This is a genomic window from Streptomyces sp. NPDC021115, from assembly GCF_044333065.1.
Taxonomy (GTDB): domain Bacteria; phylum Actinomycetota; class Actinomycetes; order Streptomycetales; family Streptomycetaceae; genus Streptomyces.
The window spans coordinates 591674-611718 of sequence record NZ_JBIRQF010000005.1 but is presented as its reverse complement, the minus strand read 5'-3'; the positions used below and the strand labels follow the sequence as shown (position 1 = coordinate 611718).

Annotated in this window: 10 protein-coding genes and 3 pseudogenes; 5 read left to right on the top strand and 8 right to left on the bottom strand. The window is 73.0% G+C overall.

What is annotated here, in order from left to right; all coding sequences use genetic code 11:
* Positions 1 to 85: 85 nt before the first annotated feature.
* Positions 86 to 1210: a DUF4037 domain-containing protein gene (locus ACH4TL_RS20265; protein ID WP_398315939.1), complete on the bottom strand. Its 1125-nt coding sequence runs from the start codon at positions 1208 to 1210 to the stop codon at positions 86 to 88.
* A gap of 86 nt (positions 1211 to 1296) precedes the next feature.
* Between ACH4TL_RS20265 and ACH4TL_RS20260 the strand changes: the two genes are divergently transcribed.
* Positions 1297 to 2391, top strand: a complete 1095-nt coding sequence (locus ACH4TL_RS20260; protein WP_398315937.1) for a hypothetical protein — start codon at positions 1297 to 1299, stop codon at positions 2389 to 2391.
* Here ACH4TL_RS20260 and ACH4TL_RS20255 read toward each other — a convergent pair.
* Positions 2388 to 3236, bottom strand: coding sequence for a LysR family transcriptional regulator (locus ACH4TL_RS20255; protein ID WP_398315936.1), 849 nt, complete (start codon positions 3234 to 3236; stop codon positions 2388 to 2390). The two genes, ACH4TL_RS20260 and ACH4TL_RS20255, sit on opposite strands and share 4 nt — an antisense overlap.
* A 107-nt stretch (positions 3237 to 3343) precedes the next feature.
* Between ACH4TL_RS20255 and ACH4TL_RS20250 the strand changes: the two genes are divergently transcribed.
* Positions 3344 to 4342 carry a 4,5-dihydroxyphthalate decarboxylase gene (locus ACH4TL_RS20250; protein ID WP_398315934.1) on the top strand — a complete coding sequence of 333 codons (999 nt, stop codon included), beginning with the start codon at positions 3344 to 3346 and terminating at the stop codon, positions 4340 to 4342.
* Positions 4343 to 4369: 27 nt separating this feature from the next.
* Here ACH4TL_RS20250 and ACH4TL_RS20245 read toward each other — a convergent pair.
* The 5 genes and pseudogenes from ACH4TL_RS20245 to ACH4TL_RS20225 all read right to left on the bottom strand — a co-directional run.
* Positions 4370 to 4543: pseudogene (locus tag ACH4TL_RS20245) on the bottom strand (XRE family transcriptional regulator); the annotation flags it as partial.
* A 1-nt stretch (position 4544) separates the two neighbouring features.
* Positions 4545 to 5150: pseudogene (locus tag ACH4TL_RS20240) on the bottom strand (transcriptional regulator); the annotation flags it as partial.
* Positions 5151 to 5495: 345 nt separating this feature from the next.
* Positions 5496 to 6125: an SRPBCC family protein gene (locus tag ACH4TL_RS20235; protein WP_398315932.1), complete on the bottom strand. Its 630-nt coding sequence runs from the start codon at positions 6123 to 6125 to the stop codon at positions 5496 to 5498.
* A 27-nt stretch (positions 6126 to 6152) separates the two neighbouring features.
* The gene (locus ACH4TL_RS20230; RefSeq protein ID WP_398315930.1) at positions 6153 to 6536 is read right to left on the bottom strand and encodes an ArsR/SmtB family transcription factor; all 384 of its coding nucleotides are present in this window, start codon (positions 6534 to 6536) and stop codon (positions 6153 to 6155) included.
* 55 nt (positions 6537 to 6591) lie between these two features.
* Positions 6592 to 9282, bottom strand: a complete 2691-nt coding sequence (locus tag ACH4TL_RS20225; protein WP_398316070.1) for a SpoIIE family protein phosphatase — start codon at positions 9280 to 9282, stop codon at positions 6592 to 6594.
* 418 nt (positions 9283 to 9700) lie between these two features.
* Here ACH4TL_RS20225 and ACH4TL_RS20220 point away from each other — a divergent pair, with 418 nt between their 5' ends.
* The 3 genes and pseudogenes from ACH4TL_RS20220 (at position 9701) to ACH4TL_RS20210 (ending at position 13512) form a co-directional block, all read left to right on the top strand.
* Positions 9701 to 11641, top strand: a complete 1941-nt coding sequence (locus ACH4TL_RS20220; RefSeq protein ID WP_398315928.1) for a family 20 glycosylhydrolase — start codon at positions 9701 to 9703, stop codon at positions 11639 to 11641.
* A gap of 97 nt (positions 11642 to 11738) precedes the next feature.
* Positions 11739 to 13097, top strand: coding sequence for a Gfo/Idh/MocA family protein (locus ACH4TL_RS20215; protein ID WP_398315926.1), 1359 nt, complete (start codon positions 11739 to 11741; stop codon positions 13095 to 13097).
* A pseudogene (locus tag ACH4TL_RS20210) lies at positions 13094 to 13512 on the top strand (SDR family NAD(P)-dependent oxidoreductase). The gene ACH4TL_RS20215 and the pseudogene ACH4TL_RS20210 overlap by 4 nt, the downstream one beginning before the upstream one ends.
* A gap of 53 nt (positions 13513 to 13565) precedes the next feature.
* Here ACH4TL_RS20210 and ACH4TL_RS20205 read toward each other — a convergent pair.
* Positions 13566 to 19985 (bottom strand): SDR family NAD(P)-dependent oxidoreductase, encoded by a 6420-nt coding sequence (locus ACH4TL_RS20205; RefSeq protein ID WP_398315924.1) that lies wholly within the window; start codon positions 19983 to 19985, stop codon positions 13566 to 13568.
* Positions 19986 to 20045 lie beyond the last annotated feature (60 nt).

The following is a 20045-nucleotide window of genomic DNA, read 5'->3' as shown; positions in this document are numbered from 1 at the left end:
GCCATGGGACTGTGCGGTCTCTGCTGGTTACTCGGGAACCGTAGGAGAGTGGCCGCTGACATGGAAGAACGCACTTTTTAGTGACTCAGGAACCTTTTGGTGACCCAGTGCCCAGCGTGTCCGCCGCGGCCTGAACGACGTGGGGCTGGTAGAGCAGGTCGGTGCTGTCCGCCCACTGGTCCACGCTTCCCACCAGCGGCAATGTGCGCAGGTCCGGGTCCGTGACGGTTCGCGCGAGCGCCTGTGCGAAGCGCTCGGCGTGCAGGACCAGGAAGGGACGCCCATGGTAGGGACGAGGTTTGGGGTCCACCGGTGAGATGAGTCCGGACGCGTTCTGCCGGGCGGCGACGGCTTCGTAGGCATCGCACAGGTGCGCCTCCCGGGACGGATGGTCCGTCGCCGTCAGTACGCCGCGCAGCACCGGGCTGAGCGTTTCGGCCATCGGCAGTCGGCCGAACGCGCTGCCGAGCCACTTGCTGTAGGGGGCGTACCGGCGCTCCAGCAGCAGGCACAGACGCATCAGGTCGCGCACCAGACGGGCGGCCACGACGGCCGAGCCGATGTCGTCGCCGACTTCCGCGCAGCGCCCCACGAACGCCTCTTCCCGGGAGATGCGCTGCCACTGGCACGCCAGCAGGTACCGCCACACCTCCTCCGGGTACCGCTCCAGCCCGCGCCGCACATCGGTGAGCGTGCCCGGGCCGTCGTGGAACACCGCGCCACCGGTGATCTCGGCAAGCCGCTGCTGCGGCATGGCCAGCCAGTCACGAGCGGTGAGCCGCATGTCGGCCGCGGCTGGTCCGAGCTGTTCGGTCAGCCATCCGTGCACGTCGTGGACGTCGACGCGGTGGTTGACCGGCCCGTCCGTCAGCTTCATACGGCCGACCGGATCGAGCGGATCGTCGCTCTCCTGGAAGTGGGTGGGCCAGCCCCGCACCTCCTTGGGCAGCCGCTCGGCCAGGGTCCGGGAGATGTCCGCACCGTGCCGGGCCCGGTCCTCGGCGGTCAGGAAGATCTCCAGCCGCGGACCCCACTCGTGATCCGCCGACCGCGCTGTGTCGAAGCCCAGTACCTCGGAGCCGGAACCGACCCGGGCAGCCGCGTACCGCAGCCCGGGGAAGGCCTCTTCGAGGAGCGGTCGCACCGCCTCCTGGTACAAGATCTCGGACAGCTCGATGCCGGGCATGAAACCGGCGCCAGAATTCGTCATGGCCCAAGTGTCGGCGCTCTGTGTCATTATTCGGACGCGTGTCCAGGGGAGTGGGCAGCGGTCTGCTGATTGCCAGGGGGTTGGGGATGGGTGCGGGTACGGAGCCGAACGGCTCGTCCAGATCCGATGAGGAGTGGGAGCGGTTTCTGCGCGACTCGGTGGCGGGTGCCGCCGACGCGCCCAAGGAGCCGTCGGCGCGGGCCCGCGACGTGGCGAAGCGGCTGCGCGCGGAGCCCGACCGCGCCCCGGAGGGCTGGCGCGGCTATACGCCCGCGCGGCCCAAGCGGCGCACCGGCTGGTACGTGGTCGGGCTGCTGGCCTCGCTGGTGTTGCTGGTGGTGGCGCTCGCGCCGGGGTGGGTGGTGGACCTGTTCGCCGGCTCCGACTCCCAGCCGCTGGCGGCCGAGACCGCCCGCCCGACCCAGGCACCCCCGGCGGAGGCGGCTCAACGCCCCACCATGAAGGAGCCGTTCCGCGGCTCGCCGGCGGCGAACTGGGCGAGCGGAGCGGCGGGGATCACGGTGCCGAAGGCCAGTGCGGTCGGCTGGATGAGCTCGGCCGAGGTCGAGCGGGCCCTCACCCGCAGCCGGGATTTCCTCGTCGCGTCCGGCCTGGACCGCGGGGTACTGCGGGGCGAGCGCCCCGAGAAGGCGATCGCGCTGATCAACCCGCACCAGAAGGACGTCCAGGACCTGCTGAAAACCGCCTTCCGAACCCCGGGCGAGAAGAGCGATCCGCTCCTCCTCTTCAGCCGCTTCCAGCCCTCCCGCACCCAACTGGTCGGCGACGTCGTGAAGACCCGGGGCCGCCTCACCTACCGGGAGGGCGAGCGCGGCGCGCTCCAGGTGACCGCCGACGTCACCTTCGTCTACCCGGTCACCCGCGCGGACGCGGGCGGCGACGACGAGATCGTGCGCACGATAGTCCGGCGCGAGCTGGTCCTGAGCTGGGACGACCCCGACAAGGTGATCACCGAGCCGGGCACGTTCTCGATCGTCTCGTACAAGTACGACATGACCAACGGCGGCTGCGGCGCCCCCACGGGCTACTTCGTCCCGCCCTTCGGCACGGACCGCCGGGCGGACGGGGACGGTACGGAGGTCGACCCGTACGACCGCAGCACGCCGGTCGGGCGCGGCGAGTCCTCCGGGGACGAGTGCCAGAGGGCGACGCGGTCCTAGCGGGCGTTACTGGCGACGTGGACGAAACCGCGCACCAGTGGGCCGCAGGCCGTCCTCGGCCAGGCCACGACGAGATCACTGGGCGGGCGGTCGCTCAGCGGGACGACGACCAGTCCCGCGGGCAACGGCTGATCGACGGGGGCGAGGGCCGATGTGCCGTTCCACAGGACCGCTTGCAGGCACTCCTGGATCGTTCGCATGACCGGCGACGCGCCGTCGTCCCCACCGCCGGTCCAGTACGCCGTCCACGCCGGATCGGCGCCGTCCGGCAGCCGGACCCAGCGGCGGCCGACGAGGTCGGTCGACGCGACCGAGGCGTGACCGGCGAGCGGATCGTCCTCGCGCATCACCACGCCGACGGGTACGGAGCGCAGGACGCGCGTGCTGATGCCGGTGTCGTCGAAGGGAGTGCGGGTGATCGCCACGTCGACCAGCCCGGCGCGGAGTCCGGCCGTCGGGTCGCCGAGGTCGGATTCGTGGAGGGTGACGTGGACGTGCGGATGGCGGGCCCGGAAGAGCGGGACCAGTCGGCCGCCGACGTGTTCGGCCGCGTCCGCCAGGGTCCCGACGACGAGGGGCGCCGTACCCGCCGCTGCGGCCACGCGCCTGCGGATCCGGTCGGCCCGCCCCAGCAGCGCGCCCGTTTCCTCGTACAGCACCTGTCCGGCGGGCGTGAGGGTGACGCCCTTGGGGGTGCGTTCGAACAGGAGGGCTCCGAGGTCGCCCTCGAGCTGCCGGATCGCGCGGCTCAGCGGCGGCTGCGTCATGTGAAGGCGGTTCGCCGCCCGGCCGATGTGGCGCTCCTCGGCGACGGCGAGGAAATACCGGAGCGAGCGAAGGTCCACCTCACGCACGATACTCGCGCGGTATCGGAGGTTCCCAACAGGTCTTGGACGGCGGACACCGCGACGGCCAACGATGGGAACAGCAGAGCCGACGAGGAGGAGTATTCATGGCCGCCCCTGCTCTCACGGTCGGGTGCTTCCCGTACGACACGACGCGGGCGCTGTTCGACGGGACCGTGAGCACCGACGGTATCGACGTCACGATGAAGACCGCGGCGACCCTGCCGGAACTCTTCGACCGGCTGATCCGCGGGACCGAGTTCGACGTCGCCGAGCTCGGTCTCACCTTCTACCTGCGGTTGCTGAAGACCGGACTGCCGTACGTGGCGTTGCCGGTCTTCCCGAACCGCGTGTTCCGCCACTCCTGCGTCTTCGTGAACGTCCACAGCGGGATCACGGAACCGGGCGATCTCGCGGGCAGGACCATCGGCGAATTCGGCGTCTACGGTCAGGACTCCGGTGTGTGGGCCAAGGGCATCCTGATGGACGAGTACGGATTCAGGCCCGAGGAGAGCCGTTGGGTGATCGGCGGCCTCGAGCGCCCCGCACCGCCCTTCGACTTCATCCCCCATCCGCACCCGGCCGACGTCGACGTGCGCGTCGCGCCCGAGGGAAAGACCCTGAACGCGATGCTCGACGCCGGTGAGATCGACGCGCTGTTCTCGGCGAACGTCCCGCAGTGCGTGCTCGACGGATCCCCGGACGTCACCCGGCTGTTCTCCGACTTCGAGCCGCTGGAACGCGACTACTACCGGCGCACCGGCATCTTCCCGATGATGCACACCATCGTCATCCGGCGGGAACTGCTACGGGACCGTCCCGGACTCGCGCACGGCGTCTACCGTGCCTTCTCCCGGGCGAAGGACACCGCCGCCGAGAGCTACCGCGAAAGCCGCAGGCTCTACCAGGTCCAGACCATGATTCCGTGGATGAACGCCCTGGTGGACCGCAACGGTGAAGAGTTCCCCGAGGACTGGTGGCCCTACGGCATCGCGGCCAACCGCACCGCCCTCGACACCTGCCTGCGCTATCACCACGAGCAGGGCCTGACGAGCGAGCAGTGGAGGATCGAAGACGTCTTCGCCACGGAACTGCTCGACACATAGCCGCCGTCCGCAGGAGATCGACACTCGTCAGAAGTCCATTTCCACGTAGTCGATGTCGGTGAACTCCACCAGGAGGCCATCGGCGCGGCGGCCGCTGTCCTTGAAGTAGATCTCCTGGAGCCCTTCGGCGGCGATGTCCCGGAGCTGCTGTTCGGTGGCGCCGGTGGACTGGGCATCGAAGAGGCGGGCCGCGTAGGCCGGGCATCTTGCGGTGCATGTTCACCCGGGCGGTGGCGATGACGGCGGCGCGGATGTCGGGGCGCCACGTGGGGCGTTCCAGGGCGGGCCAGCGTTCGCCGGGGCGGTAGCGGACGCCCTGGGGCCGTTCGCGCAGCTTGCCGATGCCGCCCTTGACGGTGGCCTTGACGGCGGACAGGACGGCGGCCTGCCCGGGGTCGGCCTCCTTGTGCCGCTCCATGGCGGCGAGGAAGTCCGGCGGGCTCATCCCGGACACCACGCCGAGCCGCTCCATGGTGGCCATGTAGGCGTCGCGCAGCCGGGTGTACCAGGCGTCCAGATACGGGCCGGTCTCGGGGCGGACCCACGCCTCGGCGGGCCGTACCTCGTGGCCGAGTTCCACGGCGTACGCGACGGTCGGCGTGGCGTACCAGGCGAGGCCCTCGGGGCGGTTGCCGTGCGGGGTGAAGGGGTTCGGGAGGCGCGGGTCGAGGTCGATGTGGGACAGGTCGACCAGCCAGCTGCCGGGCAGCGCCTTGTCGAAGGCGGGCGCCGTGCGGTGCTCCGCCGCCCCGCGGGTGGCGCGACCACCAGTGGCGCGGGGGGCGTGGGAGGCGTGGGCTCCGGCACCTCGGGGGCGGGAGCGGGAGCCGGGTCCGGGTAGAGCTTGGCCAGTTCGCTCAGGAAGTGGGCGTACGCCTCGCGTTGCGGCGGCCTGGGGTCGGTCTTCCCGTTCTCCCAGTTGACCACCGTCGCACGGCGCACCTTCAGCGCCTTGGCGACCTACTCCTGACTCAGGCCGTGTGCCTTGCGCAGCCGCTCCCGCTCGGCCGGTGACGGCAGCGGTGACTGGCCCGCGATCAGTGCGTCGATCGCGTCGAACAACTCGGACATGGAACGCCTCCCGCCCCCGTTATACACAGGGGCGGACTTCCGGCGCACATATCGCGGACAGACCGGCGGTGGTGTGCGTGGTCTACCGCTCGGGGACGTAGAAAGCCGTGGTGGCACGGGCAGCGGCGGCCGCCAGGTCGGCCGGTGCGCCGGACGCCTCGTACGCCGCGCCCCACGCCTCGCTGCTGCGGGTCGAGTACTCCCGCGCCTCGTCCGACCCCTCCCACGCGGCCGGGTCGTCGATCGACTCGCCGCGCAGGTGCAGGCCGAGGCCGAGGAGGGCCAGGTCCCAGCCGACTCCGGTGGCGCCGGGGCCGAACCGGTCCCAGAACTCGGCGGGCACGACCGCGACGTGCTCCAGCTCGAACACGGTGCGCTCGGCGCCGTCGGCGGTCAGCCGCAGCTCGACCTGGCTGAAGCCGGGGTTCTCGCCGAACAGCCAGCTGACCGTGAGCAGTCGCGGGGGTTCGCAGCGCAGGATCTCGCCGCCCGCGTTGCCCTTCAGCTGGTAGTGGCCGCCGAGCCGCAGGTCGCCGCTGACCGGCAGGAACCAGCGGGCGATCCGCTCGCGGTCGGTGCACGCCTCCCAGACGTCCTCGATCGCGGCGTCGTAGGTGCGGCGCAGCAGTACGGTGCGGGCGTCGCCTTCGGGGACGGCGCGGCTGCCGACCGCGCGGTGGACGTGGTTGATCTGGTCGACGATGTCACTCATGGCTGCTCATCCCTGTTGGTGCGACTTTCAGTGCGGCTTGTCGGTGCCGCGGTCGGCGTCGGCGTCGCCGCCGCGCTCTTCACGCAGCCGCCGCTCCCGCTTCCCGCGTGCCAGCTCGGTGCCGAGGGCGTCCAGCCGCTGTTCCCAGAAGCCGCGGAACCGGTCCAGCCAGGCGTCGGCCTCGCGCAGGGGCTCGGCCTCGACGGCGTACAGCCGCCGGGTGCCCTCGGCCCGCACCGAGGCGAAGCCGGAATCCCGCAGCACGCGCAGATGCTGTGATACCGCGGGCTGCGAGATGCCGAACTCGGCGCGGATGGTGGAGCTGACGGCGCCCGATGTCTGTTCGCCTTCGGCGAGCAGTTCGAGTATCCGGCGCCGTACGGGATCTCCCAGTACGTCGAATGCGTGCACAGCCAGGACTATTTCAGTCGCGGCTTATATAAGTCAATACTTAAGAAACGGGAGGCTATGTCGAGACGTCGTCCAGGTCGTCCCACTGGGCGAGCAGGTCCTCCTCGGTGGGCTCGGGGCCGGGGACGTCGGCGGTGAGGGGCTGTTCGGCCCAGATGATCTTGCCGGTGAGGGTGTAGCGGGTGCCCCAGCGCTGGGCGAACTGGGCCACCAGGAACAGGCCCCGGCCGCCCTCGTCCGTGGAGGCGGCCCGGCGCAGATGGGGTGAGGTGCTGCTGCCGTCGGAGACCTCGCAGATGAGGCTGCGGTCGCGGACGAGACGGACCTTGATGGGCCCGGAGCCGTAGCGGATGGCGTTGGTGATCAGCTCGCTGAGGATGAGTTCGGTGGTGAAGCCGCTCTCCTCCAGGCCCCATCCGGCCAGCCGCCGGGCAGCCTGGGAGCGGACTCCGGCGACGGCGGCGGGGTCGGAGGGGACCTCCCACTCGGCGACGGAGTCGGGGTCCAGGAGATGGGTGCGGGCGACGAGGAGGGCGACGTCGTCCCGAGGCTGCGCGGAGGTCATCGCCCCGAAGACGGCCCGGCAGATCTCCTCGGGGCCGCGTCCGGGATTGCCCTCGAGGGTGCTGCGCAGAAGCCGGAGACCGGTGTCCCGGTCGCGATCGCGGTCCTCGACCAGACCGTCGGTGTACAGGGCCAGCCGGCTGCCCTCGGGCAGCAGCAGCTCGGTCGTCTCCACGGGCTCGCCGCCGAGGCCGAGCGGCGGGGCGAGCGGGACCTCGGGGAAGGTGACGGTGCCGTCGGGGTAGGTCAGGGCGGGGCCCGGGTGGCCCGCCCGGGCCATGGTGCAGCGGCCGGTGACCGGGTCGTAGATCGCGTACAGACAGGTGGCCCCGCTGATCGGCGCGGCGTCGGTGTCCGCGGCGACCTGGTCCTGGTCGAAGCGGGTGACCAGCTCGTCGAGGTGGGTGAGGATCTCGTCCGGCGGCAGGTCGAGCGCGGAGAAGTTGTGCACGGCGGTGCGCAGCCGCCCCATGGTGGCGGCGGCGTGCAGCCCGTGGCCGACGACGTCGCCGACGACGAGGGCGACCCGGGCGCCGGGCAGCGGGATGACGTCGAACCAGTCGCCGCCGACCCCCGCCTGGGCGGGCAGATAGCGGTGCGCCACCTCCAGGGCGTCCTGTTCGGGCAGCCCCTGCGGCAGCAGGCTGCGCTGGAGGGTGACGGCCATGGAGTGCTCGCGGGTGTAGCGGCGGGCGTTGTCGATGGCGACGGCGGCGCGGGCGACCAACTCCTCGGTGAGGGCCACGTCCTCCTGGTCGAACGGCTCGGACTTCTCCGAGCGCCAGAAGGTGGCGATGCCGAGGGTGACGTCCCGGGCGCGCAGCGGAATGGTGATCATCGAGTGGATGCCGTACTCGACGATCCGCACGGCCTGCTCGGGGTCCTGCTCCTGCCATCCCGCGAAGTCCCGGATGTCGGCGTCGAGCACCGGCCGCCCGGCGCCGAAGCCGAGCGCCTGCGGCGCGCCGCGCACGTACGTCGTCCGCTTGCCGACCCGCCACAGCGGATGGTCGTCGCGGATGCCGAAGGTGGCCGTACGGCACATGGCGTCGCCCACCGGCTCGTCGCCGCGCAGCACCGGGTCCACCAGGTCGACGGTGGCGAAGTCGGCGAACCACGGCACCGCGAACCGGGTCAGTTCCTCGGTGGTGCGGGCGATGTCGAGGGTGGTGCCGATCTTCGCGCCCGAGTCGTACAGCAGCCGCAGCCGCTTCTCCGCCACCTCGGCCTGGCCGGACAGCGCGCGCAGTTCGGTGGTGTCACGGAGGGTGGCGACGCTGCCGGGGAGACCGCCGTTCCACTGGGTGGAGCGCTGGTTGACGGCCAGCAGCCGGTCCCCCGCGAGATGCACCTCGTCGGTGGCCACGCGGCCGGAGGCCAGCAGCTCGGCGGTGCGCGGTTCGAGCCCCAGGGCGCGGACGTGGCGGCCCTCGGCGTCCGGGGGCAGGTCGAGCAGGCGGCTCGCCTCGTCGTTGACGAGGACGAGGCAGCCGTGGCCGTCGACGATGAGCACGCCCTCGCGGACGGAGTGCAGCACCGCGTCGTGATGCTCGTACATGCGGGTCATCTGGGCCGGGCCCAGGCCATGGGTCTGGCGCCGCAGCCGGCGGCCCACCAGGGCGGTACCGGCGGTGGCCAGGGCGAGCGCGCCCCCGGCCGCGCCGAGGACCAGCGGCAGCTGGCGGGTGACCCGGCCGCTGACGTCGTGGGCGGTCATCCCGGCGCAGATCACACCGACGACCTTCCCGTCGGCCCGCCGGATCGGAACCGTGGCCTGCACTTCCTTGCCCAGGGGGCCTTGCACGGTCTCGGTGACGACCTTGCCGCGCAGCGCGGGCTTGTAGTCGGCGACGAGCTGCTTGCCGATCTGCTGCGGCAGCGGATGGGTATAGCGGACGCCCCTGGGGTTCGCCGCGACGACGAAGTCCAGGCCCGCCCGCTTACGGACCTGCTCGGCCCGCGGCTGGAGCACGGTGGTCGGATGGCGGGACGTCATGGCCTCCGCGGTGCCCGGAGACCCGGCGAACGCCTGGGCCACGGCGGTGGACCGGTTGATCGCCTCCTGCTCGCTGTCGTTCCGTGCCTGGAGGACGAGGGCCAGCGTCGCCACGGCGATGAGCATGACGACGACGACCGCCTGTACGGCAAACACCTGCCCGGCGATGCTGCGCACGCCGAGCAGGGCGCGCAGGCGCCCCCGCGACCGGACTGGCGGGGAAGGCTTCGATCGACCGAAAAATCCGATCACCCCCTATTCCTAACACCTCACAGCGCCAGGACGTGAGCGGCTGCGGTGAGACAGTACCCGCCACCGGACGGTTGATACGTTCCAGTCACCTACCGGTGGCCTTCGGTGGCGTTGCGTAGGGGTTCGGAGGGCCGAGTTCAGGAGGCGGGAGAGAGGGGAAGGACCCTGCCGCCGGGCCGTGGTTCCCGTGTCCGTCCGGCATCCGCACCACGTGTTGTCCGATCATGGCCGCCGCCTCCGGGGCGGGGCCCGGTGAGCATGGAGGCGAGTGCCGTTGTCGACACGTCGATACTTACGGGACATACGGACGCACCACCACGGACGGGCGCGGCGTCACAGATCCTCGGCCCGGATGAGGGGAACGGTCGGGGCGGTCGTCCTGGCGGTGCTGGCCCTGCTCGTACCGGCCGCCGCCTCCGGCCCGGCGATGGCCGCCGGGCGCGCCGCGGCCGCTCCCGCCGTGATCCCGGCGCCGGTGCGGTGGACCGGTCAGGAGGGCACGCTGCGGCTGGCCGCCGCGGCGGCGGTCGTCGCGCGGACGCCGGAGCTGCGCGGTGACGCGGCGACGTTCGCCGACGACGTGGCCGACGCGACGGGGCTGCGGCTGTCCGTGGTGACCGGCGGGGACGGCAAGGCGGGCGATGTGGTGCTGGGTGTGGACGCGTCCCGGAAGGATCTGGGCGCCGAGGGGTACGAACTGGTCGTCGGCGACACCGTGCGGATCACCGGGGCCACGGCCGCCGGGGCGTTCCTCGGGACCCGGACCGTCCTCCAGATGCTCGGCGGCGGGCGCGAGCTGCCGCACGGCAGGACCATCGACGTGCCGCGGTACGCCGAGCGCGGGGTGGGGGTGTGCGCCTGCTACATCCACATCTCGCTGGACTGGTTCGAGCGGCTGATGCGCGAGATGGCGTATCTGAAGCTGAACCAGCTGTGGATCGAGGCGAAGGTGGCCAGCGACGACTACCCGAAGACGAAGTTCTGGGGCTACTACACCAAGGACGAGGTACGGCGGCTGTCGGCGATGGCCCGGAAGTACCACATCACCGTCGTACCGGAGATCAACTCCCCCGGGCACATCGACCCGTATCTCCAGAACCACCCCGAACTCCAGCTCACGGACACCAAGGGCACCCGGTCGCCGTCGCGGCTGGACATCACCCGTCCCGAGGCGTTCGCCTTCTACACCGGGCTGCTGGACGAGGCGCTGACCGTGTGGGACACCCCGTACTGGCACATGGGCGCGGACGAGTACATGCTGGGCTCCGACTACGCCGCGTATCCGCAGATCGCCGCGTACGCCAAGGCCAAGTACGGCGCCCGGGCCACCCCGCAGGACGCGTTCGTGGACTTCGTCAACCGGGTCGACGACCATGTGCGCGCCGGAGGGCGGACCCTGCGGATCTGGAACGACGGGCTGACCGGCGACAACACCGTCCCCGTGAACAAGGACATCCGGGTCGAGCACTGGACCGCCGAACCCGAGCAGCCGCCCTCGGCCCTGCTCGCCCAGGGCCATCAGGTGATGAACTCGGCCTACGCGCTCTATCTCATCCGCGGCGGCTCCCCCATGAAGACGCGGGAGCTGTACGAGAGCGACTGGACGCCGCTGCGCTTCGAGGGCGAGACGCTGAGCGGCCCCCAGCCGGGCATCACCGGGGCGAAGATCACCATGTGGCCGGACTCGGCGGCGGCCCAGACCGAGAACGAGGTCGAGTCGGAGGCGTATCTGCCACTGCGCTTCCTCGCCCAGGCCACCTGGGGCAGCCCGAAACCGGCCGCCACGTACGACGCGTTCAGCACGCTCGCCCGCGGCATCGGCCACGCGCCCGGCTGGGAGAACACCGTGCGGCTTCCGGTGAAGGACGGCACGTACGCCCTGACCCAGCCCGGCTCCGCCACCCGGCTGACCACGGTGGGCGGCGGCGAGGGCGCCACCGTACGGTTCGGGGACGACAGCGGCGCCACGTGGCGGCTGTCGGCCACCGCGGACGGCTACTACACGCTCCGCGCCGTGCGCGGGGGTGCGGCCACCGACTACTGCCTGGACATGGTGAAGGGCGCCCGCTACCTCGGCGCCCCGCTGGAGGCGGGCGCCACGGTCACCACGCAGACGTGTTCCGCCACGGCCCGCACCCAGCGGTGGCAGCTGACCGGCACCGGGACGCGGGTGCGGCTGGTCAACGCCATCTCCCAGCTCGGCCTCGCGCAGCGCGCCGCCGACGGCGTGGCGGTGCAGCAGCCACCGGACCAGCAGGCGGCGGCCGAACTGCGCCCGGTGGCCGTCATCTGAGGCGACGTGTCCGAGCGCATGGTGTCGGACCCGTGGTGGTGGGCAGGGGGTCAGTCATATCCTGCGGGCGCGTTGATCGACTTCCTATGGAGGACGCATGACCGTCGGCAGCAGTCCCTCCCGGGCCGTGGTGGTGGGCACCGGATCCCGTGCGCAGATGTTCACCACGGCGCTGGCCCGGCGCCCCGGGCTGCGGGTCGCCGCGCTGTGCGACCCCAACCCGGTGCGCATCGCCCACCACCAGCGGCTGCTGAAGGAGGCGGGCGAGCCGGAGGCGGCCGCGTGGGGGCCGGAGGACTTCGAGCGGCGGCTGCGGGCGGACGACATTCAGGAAGTGGTCGTGACCTGCGTGGACGCGCTGCACGACGCCTACATCGTGCCCGCGCTGCGGGCCGGGTGCCGGGTGGTCACCGAGAAGCCGATGACCACCGACGCCGCCAAAGGCCGCCGCATCCTCGAAACCGTCGAGGAGACCGGCAACCACCTGTCGGTGGCCTTCAACTACCGCTTCAACCCGGTGCACGAGGAAGTCCACCGGCAGCTGTCCGGGGGCGCCATCGGCGAGGTGCTGTCGGTGCACTTCGAATGGCTGCTGGACACCCGGCACGGCGCGGACTACTTCCGCCGCTGGCACCGCGAGAAGCAGCACAGCGGCGGGCTGATGGTCCACAAGTCCAGCCACCACTTCGACCTGGTCAACTGGTGGCTGGGGGCCAGGCCGCAGGAGGTGTTCGGCTACGGCAGGCTCGGCTTCTACGGCCGCGCGGCGGGCGAACGCAGCGGCTACCGCCGCGAGTACGAGCGGGCCCACGGCGCGTCCGCCGCTAGGGACGACCCGTTCGCACTGGAGCTGGCCGACAACGACGCGCTGCGCTCGCTGTACCTCGACGCCGAGGGGGCGGACGGCTACCACCGGGACCGCAATGTGTTCGGCGACGGCATCTCCATCGAGGACGACATGTCGCTGCTGGTGCGCTACGACACCGGCGCCACCATGACGTACCACCTCACCGCGTACTCCCCGTGGGAGGGCTACCGCGTGATGTTCAACGGCACCCGCGGCCGCCTCGAGCTGGAGGTGGAGGAGAGCCGGTGGCAGCCGCCCGTGCTGAACACCGCCTCGGGCCGGGGCACCATCCACGGCGACGAGGCGCTCGCCAACGCGGGCGGGCCGCGGGTGGTACTGCGCCCGCTGTGGGAGCCGCCGCGGGAGGTGGCGCTTCCGGCGTTCGACCACGCGGGACACGGTGGCGGGGACGAGCGCATGCTGACGGCGCTGTACGGCCCTGACCCGGCAAACGCCACCGCGGGGCCCGCCACCGCCGACGCGTCCGACGCGTCGAGGCAGCGGGCCACCGAGGCGGACGGGGCGCTGGCCCTGGTCACCGGTCTGGCGGCGAATGAATCGTTTGTCTCCGGAAAGCCCGTGGCCACGGCGGAGGTGGTGCCGGTATGACCCCGGGCGCACGGCTGGACGGGCGGGTGGCGCTGGTGACCGGGGCGACCGGTGGCATCGGCGACGCCGTCTCGCGACGGCTCGCCGCCGAGGGGGCGCCGGTGGTGGTGACGGACGTGGACCAGCAGCGGTGCGACGCGCTCGCGGCCGAGCTGGCCACTGGCCGGGGCACCGCGCTCGGCCTGGCCCTGCACGTCAGCGACGAGGACGCGTGGCAGGCCGCCGCCGAGCGGGTGGCCGAGGCGCTGGGCGGTCTGTCGGTGCTGGTGAACAACGCGGGCATCGCCGAGCCCCGATGGGGCGGCTGGGCAGGACCGAGGAGGTGGCGGGGGCGGTGGCGTTCCTGGCGTCGGACGACGCGAGCTTCGTCACCGGCTCGGAGCTGTACGTGGACGGCGGCTGGACGGCTCGCTGACCCGCGTGAAGGGCCGCCGTGCCACGGGGCGGCCCTTCACGCAGGCCGGGAACCTAGGCGCTGAGCCGTTCCTGCTGTGCCGTCAGTTCCAGGCCCATGTGCTGGGCGAGGCCGACGGCGAGGGCCGCCACGGTCGGGTGCTGCCAGACGAAGTTCGCGGCGAGCTTGATGTGCAGGCCGGTCTCCAGGCGTACCCGCAGCTCCATGGCGAGCAGCGAGTCGAAGCCCAGGGACCTCAGCGGGGTCTGGGGGTCGAGGGTGGTGCTGCTCAGCCGCAGGACGACCCGGATGTGCTCGGTCAGATACGCCTCCAGGGCGGCGCGGCGGGCGAGTCCGGGCGGGACGGCGGTCAGCCGGGCCCGGATGTCGTCGGTGTCCTCCCGGGCGTCGGCCGGGTGGTCCTCGCCGGGGAGGAGCTGTCCGAACAGGGACGAGTGGCGTCCGGTGGCCGGGATCCAGCTGGTGGGCTCGCCGGGGATGACACCGGTGTGCACCCGCCCGTACGCGAGAAGCGTGCCGAGCGCGCGGAGGCCCTGGTCGGTGGGGATGGTCTGGTAGCCGCGCTCGGCGAAGCCGGTGGCGACGCCGGTCTCGCCCCACGGGCCCCAGCCCACGGCCAGGGTCCGCAGCCCCTGGGCGGAGCGCCAGGCGGCGAAGCCGTCCAGCCAGGCGTTGGCGGCGGCGTAGGCGCCCTGCCCGGGGTTGCCCAGCAGCGAGGCCATGGAGGAGAACACCGCGAACCAGTCGGGCCGCGCCCCGGCGGTGGCCCGGTGCAGCCGCCACGCCCCGGTGACCTTCGGCGTCCACACCCGGTGCAGCTGGTCGTCGCGGATGTTGGTGACCGCCGCGTCGTCGAGGACCATGGCGCAGTGGACGACGCCGTCGAGCCGTGCCCCGTCCGCGGTGGCGGCGGCCACCAGCCGGTCGGCGGTGCCGGGGCGGCCGATGTCGCCGAGGATGACGGTGACCCGGGTGCCATCGGCCGACAGCTCGGCGAGGGTCTGCGCGTCGGTGGCCAGGGGCGCGGTACGTCCGTTGAGCACGAGGTGGCCCGCGCCCTGGGCGGCCAGCCAGCGGGCGGTGGCCAGGCCGAGGCCGCGCAGGCCACCGGTGATCAGATAGGTGCCGCCCTCGCGCACCGGGACGGGCCCGTCGGGCAGCACGGCGCTGATCTCGCCCCGCTGAGGGAGGGTCAGCACCAGTTTGCCGAGGTGGCGGGCGCCCGCCATCTGCCGGAACGCCTCGGTGACATCGGCCAGCGGATAGGTGGTGCAGCGCAGGGGCTTGAGGCGTCCGGCGGCGAACTCGTCCAGCACCTCGTGCAGCATGGCGGCGAACACCCGGGGCCGGGAGGTCTGGAGTTCCACCAGGTCGACCGTGCTGAAGGTGATGTTGTGACGCAGGGGTGAGAGCCCGAGCGGGGCGTCGGAGAGGATGTCGCGGACGCCGAGTTCGATGAAGCGGCCGAAGGGGCGCAGCGACTCCAGACCGGCCCGGATGGCCGCGCCGGACAGGGAGTTGAGGACGACGTCGACGCCCTCGCCGCCGGTGGCTTCCATGATCTCGTCGCGGAAGTCGAGCGAGCGGGAGTCCATGACCTGGGCGATGCCCATGGAGTGCAGATAGCGGCGCTTTTCCTCGCTGCCCGCGGTGGCCAGCACCTCGGCGCCCAGCAGCCGGGCGACGGCGATGGCCGCCAGTCCGGTGCCGCCGGTGGCGGAGTGGATCAGCACCCGCTCGCCTTCGGTGACCCGGGCGATGTGGCGCAGCGCGTACCAGGCGGTGAGGAAGGCGAGCGGCAGTCCGGCGGCGGTGGCCGGGTCGAGGCCATCCGGGATGGGGGCGGTGCAGTCGGCGGGTACGACGGTGAAGGACCCGAAGGCGCCGCCGCGCGCGTCGGCCGCGACGACCCGGTCCCCGACCCGGACGTGGTCGACGCCGGGGCCGACGGCGGTCACCTCACCGGCGCATTCGAAGCCGAGCCGGTAACGCACGTCGCTGTCGCCGGGGAGCAGGCCCATGGCGGTGAGGACGTCGCGGAAGTTCATGCCCGCGGCCAGGACGCGCAGTTCGGCCTCGCCGGGGCCGGGCGGGCGCCGCCCGGCGGTGGCGAGTTCCAGGGTGCCGAGGTCGCCGAGGCGTCCGGCCCGCAGCCGGAAGCCGTCGGTGCCGCAGCGTACGGTGCGGGCGGCGGCCGTGGTGCGTTCGGTGTCGGTCAGGGGCGCGTAGCCGAGCCGGGCGGTGTGGCGTGTTCCGGCGCGCAGCGCGATCTCGTCCTCGGCGGCGTCGGCGAGGAGTTCGGGGACGAGGCCGAGCGACGGTGCGGCCGGGTCGGTGTCGACCAGGGTGGCGCGCAGTTCGGGGTGTTCGAAACCGAGTACCCGCACCAGTCCGCGCAGGGCGCTCTGCGCCGGATCGGGCACGTCCTCGGGCACCACGGCCCGGGCGCCGCGGGTGACGGCGTACAGGCGCGGCCGGTCGGCGGGCCCGGCGGAGCGGGTGGCGAGGGCCTGGGCGGTGGCGAGCAGCCGCCGGGTGCGGCGCAGCGCGTCGGCGGTACGAGCGTCGTCGGTACGGCCGTCCTCGGTGCGGCCGTCCTCGGCGCCCGGCGGGGTGCCGCACAGCAGGACCACGCCGCGCGGCAGGGCGCCGGGGCCGGTGAGCCCGGCGATCAGGTCGTCGCGGAGGTCTTCGAGCGGTGTGTCGTCCAGGGGCGGGTCCCAGACCCGGGCGGTGGCTCCGGCGGCGCGCAGCGCGTCGGCGGTGATGTGCTCGGTGCCGTCGCCCTCGCCGACGACGAGCCAGTGGCCGGGCGGGCGTCCGCCGTCCGGGGCGGGCAGCTCGGCGCGCTTCCAGCCGACCTCCAGGAACCACTGGTCGACTCCGGTGGTCTGCTGGGCGGCGCTGCGGGCGATGCGCAGGCCGTCGATGGCGAGGACCGGGCGGCCGTCGCCGTCGAGCAGCCGGATGTGGCCGACGAGGGCCCCGGCGGTGCTCTCGGCCGTCAGCCGGGCGTGGCAGTAGACGGCGGTGGCGGGGTCGCCGAGGATGCGGGCGGTCTGCATCCGGACGGGCAGCACCAGCCCCTGGTCGGCGTCCTCCAGGAGCCCGGCCGCCACGAGCTGGGCGCACAGGTCGACCAGGACGGGGTGGACGCGCAGGGCGTGTCCGGGGGTGCGGGCGGCGTCGGGGACGCGTACCCGGGCCCAGAAGCTGTTGCCGTGGCGGGAGGTGTGCACCTCGGTGATCCCGACGAACGCCGTGCCGTGTTCGATGCCCCGGGCCCGCAGGTTTGCGTACAGGGCGGCAGGTTCGAGGGGGACGGGGTGGCGCAGGGCCAGGGTGCGTACGGAGGCGGGGCGGGGCCGGGCGGGCGCGGCGAGGCGGCGCAGGACCGCCCCCGCCTGCCTGATCCAGGTGCCGTCGTCGTCACGTCCGAAGATCTCGCAGGTGGCGCGGTCGGGCGCGGCCACGGTGACCGTCGTGCTGAGGTCGGTGTGCTCGGCGACGGTCAGCAGTTCGTGGAAGCGCAGATCGGTGACCTCGACCTCGGTGGGGTCGGCGTCGAAGACCTGGCAGGCGGTGGTGAGCGCCAGCGCGTAGTAGACGGCGCCGGGCAGGACGGGGGTGCCGTGCACCCGGTGGTCGTCCAGCCAGGGCAGGGTGGCGGTGCCGGTGCTGGCGCGCCAGGAGTGGCGGACGGATTCGCCGGGCACTTCGGTGTGGCTGCCGGGCAGTTCACCGGCGGACCGGCCGGTGTCGGCAACGGGGGCGGGGAGGGCGGGGGTGGCCCAGTGGGGGGTGCGGTCGAAGGTGATCGCGGGGACGTCGGCGAGGTCGCCGTCCCCGTACAGGCGGGCCCAGTCGACGGGGACACCCGCACAGTGGAGGGCGGCGAGCTGGGTGCGGAAGGTGGTGGTCTCGTCCTCGCCGCGGCGCAGGGTGGGCAGGACGACCGGGTCCCGGGTCAGGTCGGCGAGAGTACGGGCGACGGGGTGGGTGACCACGGGGTGCGGGGAGATCTCGACGTACACCACGTGGCGGTCGGCCGCGGCGGCGGTGAGGGCGGCGGAGAAGCGCACCGGGCGGCGCAGGTTGGCGCACCAGTAGTCGGCGTCGAAGGCGGGCAGGTCGTGCGGGTCGTCGAGGACGGTGGTGTAGAAGGGGACGTCCGGCCGCCGGGGGGTCAGATCGGCGAGGACGGCGCGCAGTTCGGGGAGCAGCGGGTCGACCTGCGGGGAGTGCGAGGCGACGTCGACGGCGACCAGGGCGGCGGGGACGCCGCGGGCCTCCCAGTCGGCGACGAGGCGTTCCACGCGGGCGGTGTCCCCGGCCACGACGGTGGAGCCAGGCGCGGCCATGACGGCGACGGTGACGGCGCCGGAGGCAGCGCTGTCGAGTGCGGCCTGGACCTCGTCGGCGGGCAGGCCCACGGTGGCCATGGCGCCGCTTCCGGCGATGCGGGTGAGCAGCGCGGAGCGGCGGCAGATGACCCTGACGCCGTCGGCCAGGGAGAGCGCCCCCGCCACCACGGCGGCCGCCACCTCGCCCATGGAGTGGCCGACGACCCCGGCCGGTTCGACGCCGTGGGCGCGCCAGGTGGCGGCGAGGGCGGTCTGGAGGGCGAACAGCACGGGCTGGACGCGGGCGCAGCCGGTCACCGGCTCGCCCGCGCGGACGATGTCGAGCACCGAGAACCCGGCCTCGGCGGCGATGAGTTCGTCGGCCTCGGCGAGGGCCGCGGCGAAGGCGGGTTCGCGCTCCAGCAGTCCGCGTCCCATGCCGGGCCACTGCGAGCCCTGTCCGGAGAACACCCACACCGGCCGCCGGGACACCTCGGCGCCCACGGCGCCGGTCACCACGGCCGGGTGGGCCTGACCGGTGGCGAACACGCGCAGGGCCTCGACGAGTTCGCCGTGGGTGGTGGCGGTGACACCGAGACGGCCGCGGCCCGCGGCACGGCGCAGGGCCAGGGTGTGGGAAATGTCGCGCAGCGGTACGGCCGCGCCGTCGCCCTCCAGCCAGTCGGCCATGCGCCGCGCCGCGACCGGCAGCGCGGCGGGTGACCCGGCGGGGAGGAGGACGATGTGCGGGTCGGGGGCGCCGGTGGTGTGACGTGGCCGCCGCGTGCGGGAGCGGACCGGGGTGGCGGGCGGCTGTTCCAGCACCACATGGGCGTTGGTCCCGGAGAACCCGAAGGAGGAGACGGCCGCGAGGCGGGGCCCGGTGCGCACGGGCCAGGGGGTGAGTTCCCGGGGGATGAAGAAGCGGGTGGCGTTGGCGTCGATGGCCGGGTTCCAGCGGGTGAAGTGCAGATTGGGCGGGATGCGGCCCTCGTTCAGGCAGAGAATCGCCTTGATGAGCCCGGTGACCCCGGCGGCAGGTTCGAGGTGGCCGAGGTTGGTCTTCACGGACGCCAGGGCGCAGCGGTCGCGGCCGGTGCCGTACACCTGGGCGAGGCTGGTGAATTCGACGGGGTCGCCGACCGGGGTGCCGGTGCCATGGGTTTCGATCATTCCGATGTCGCGGGCGTCGATCCCGGCGCGGGCGAGCGCCTCCTCGTACAGGGCGCGCTGCGCGGTGGGCGAGGGTGCGGCGAGCCCGTCGGAGTGGCCGTCCTGGTTGACGGCGGAGCCGCGCAGGACGGCGAGGACGCGGTCGCGGTCGCGGAGGGCGTCGGAGAGGCGCTTGAGGACGACGATGCCGCAGCCCTCGCCGCGTACGAAGCCGTCGGCGGAGGCGTCGAAGGCGTGGCAGTGGCCGGTGTGGGAGAGCATGCCCATCCGGTCGAAGGAGCGGGTGACTCTGGGGTCGAACATCAGGGTGACGCCACCGGCGAGGGCCAGATCGCATTCGCCCGCGCGCAGTGCCTGGGCCGCGAGGTGCACGGCGACCAGGGAGGAGGAGCAGGCGGTGTCCAGGGCGAGGCAGGGTCCGTGGAGGCCGAGGAGGTAGGAGATCCGGCCGGCGGCGACGCAGTGCGCGTTGGACAGGGACGAGCCCTGCTGCTCCGGGGCGTGCCGCTCGAGGCGGTCCGCGTAGTCGTTGTAGCTGAGGCCGGTGAAGACGCCGGTGGCGGTGCCGGTGAGCCGGTCGGGCGATGTTCCGGCGTGTTCCAGGGCCTCCCAGGCCACTTCCAGCAGCAGCCGGTGCTGCGGGTCGAGGACGTCGGCCTCGCGGCCGGAGACGCCGAAGAAGTCGGCGTCGAAGCCGGACACGTCGCGCAGATAGCCGCCGACGGCGGGCAGCCCGGAGCCGTCCGCCGGGCCGGTGGCGGAGGCCGGGCCGGTGGCGGACGGTGGCCCCCACAGGGCGGTGCGCTCGGCGGGGGGCGCGGCGACCGCGTCCCGCCCCTCGGCGAGCAGCTGCCACAGGGCGGCGGGCGAGTCGATGTCACCGGGGAGTCGGCAGCCCATGCCGACCACGGCTATGCGGGCGGGCGGGCGGCCGGAGGCAGGGGTGTTCTGACGCATCGGGGTCTCCGTTGGGGGGTTCGGCCTGTGGGGTGGAGGCCGTGAGGGGGGTGCGGAGTC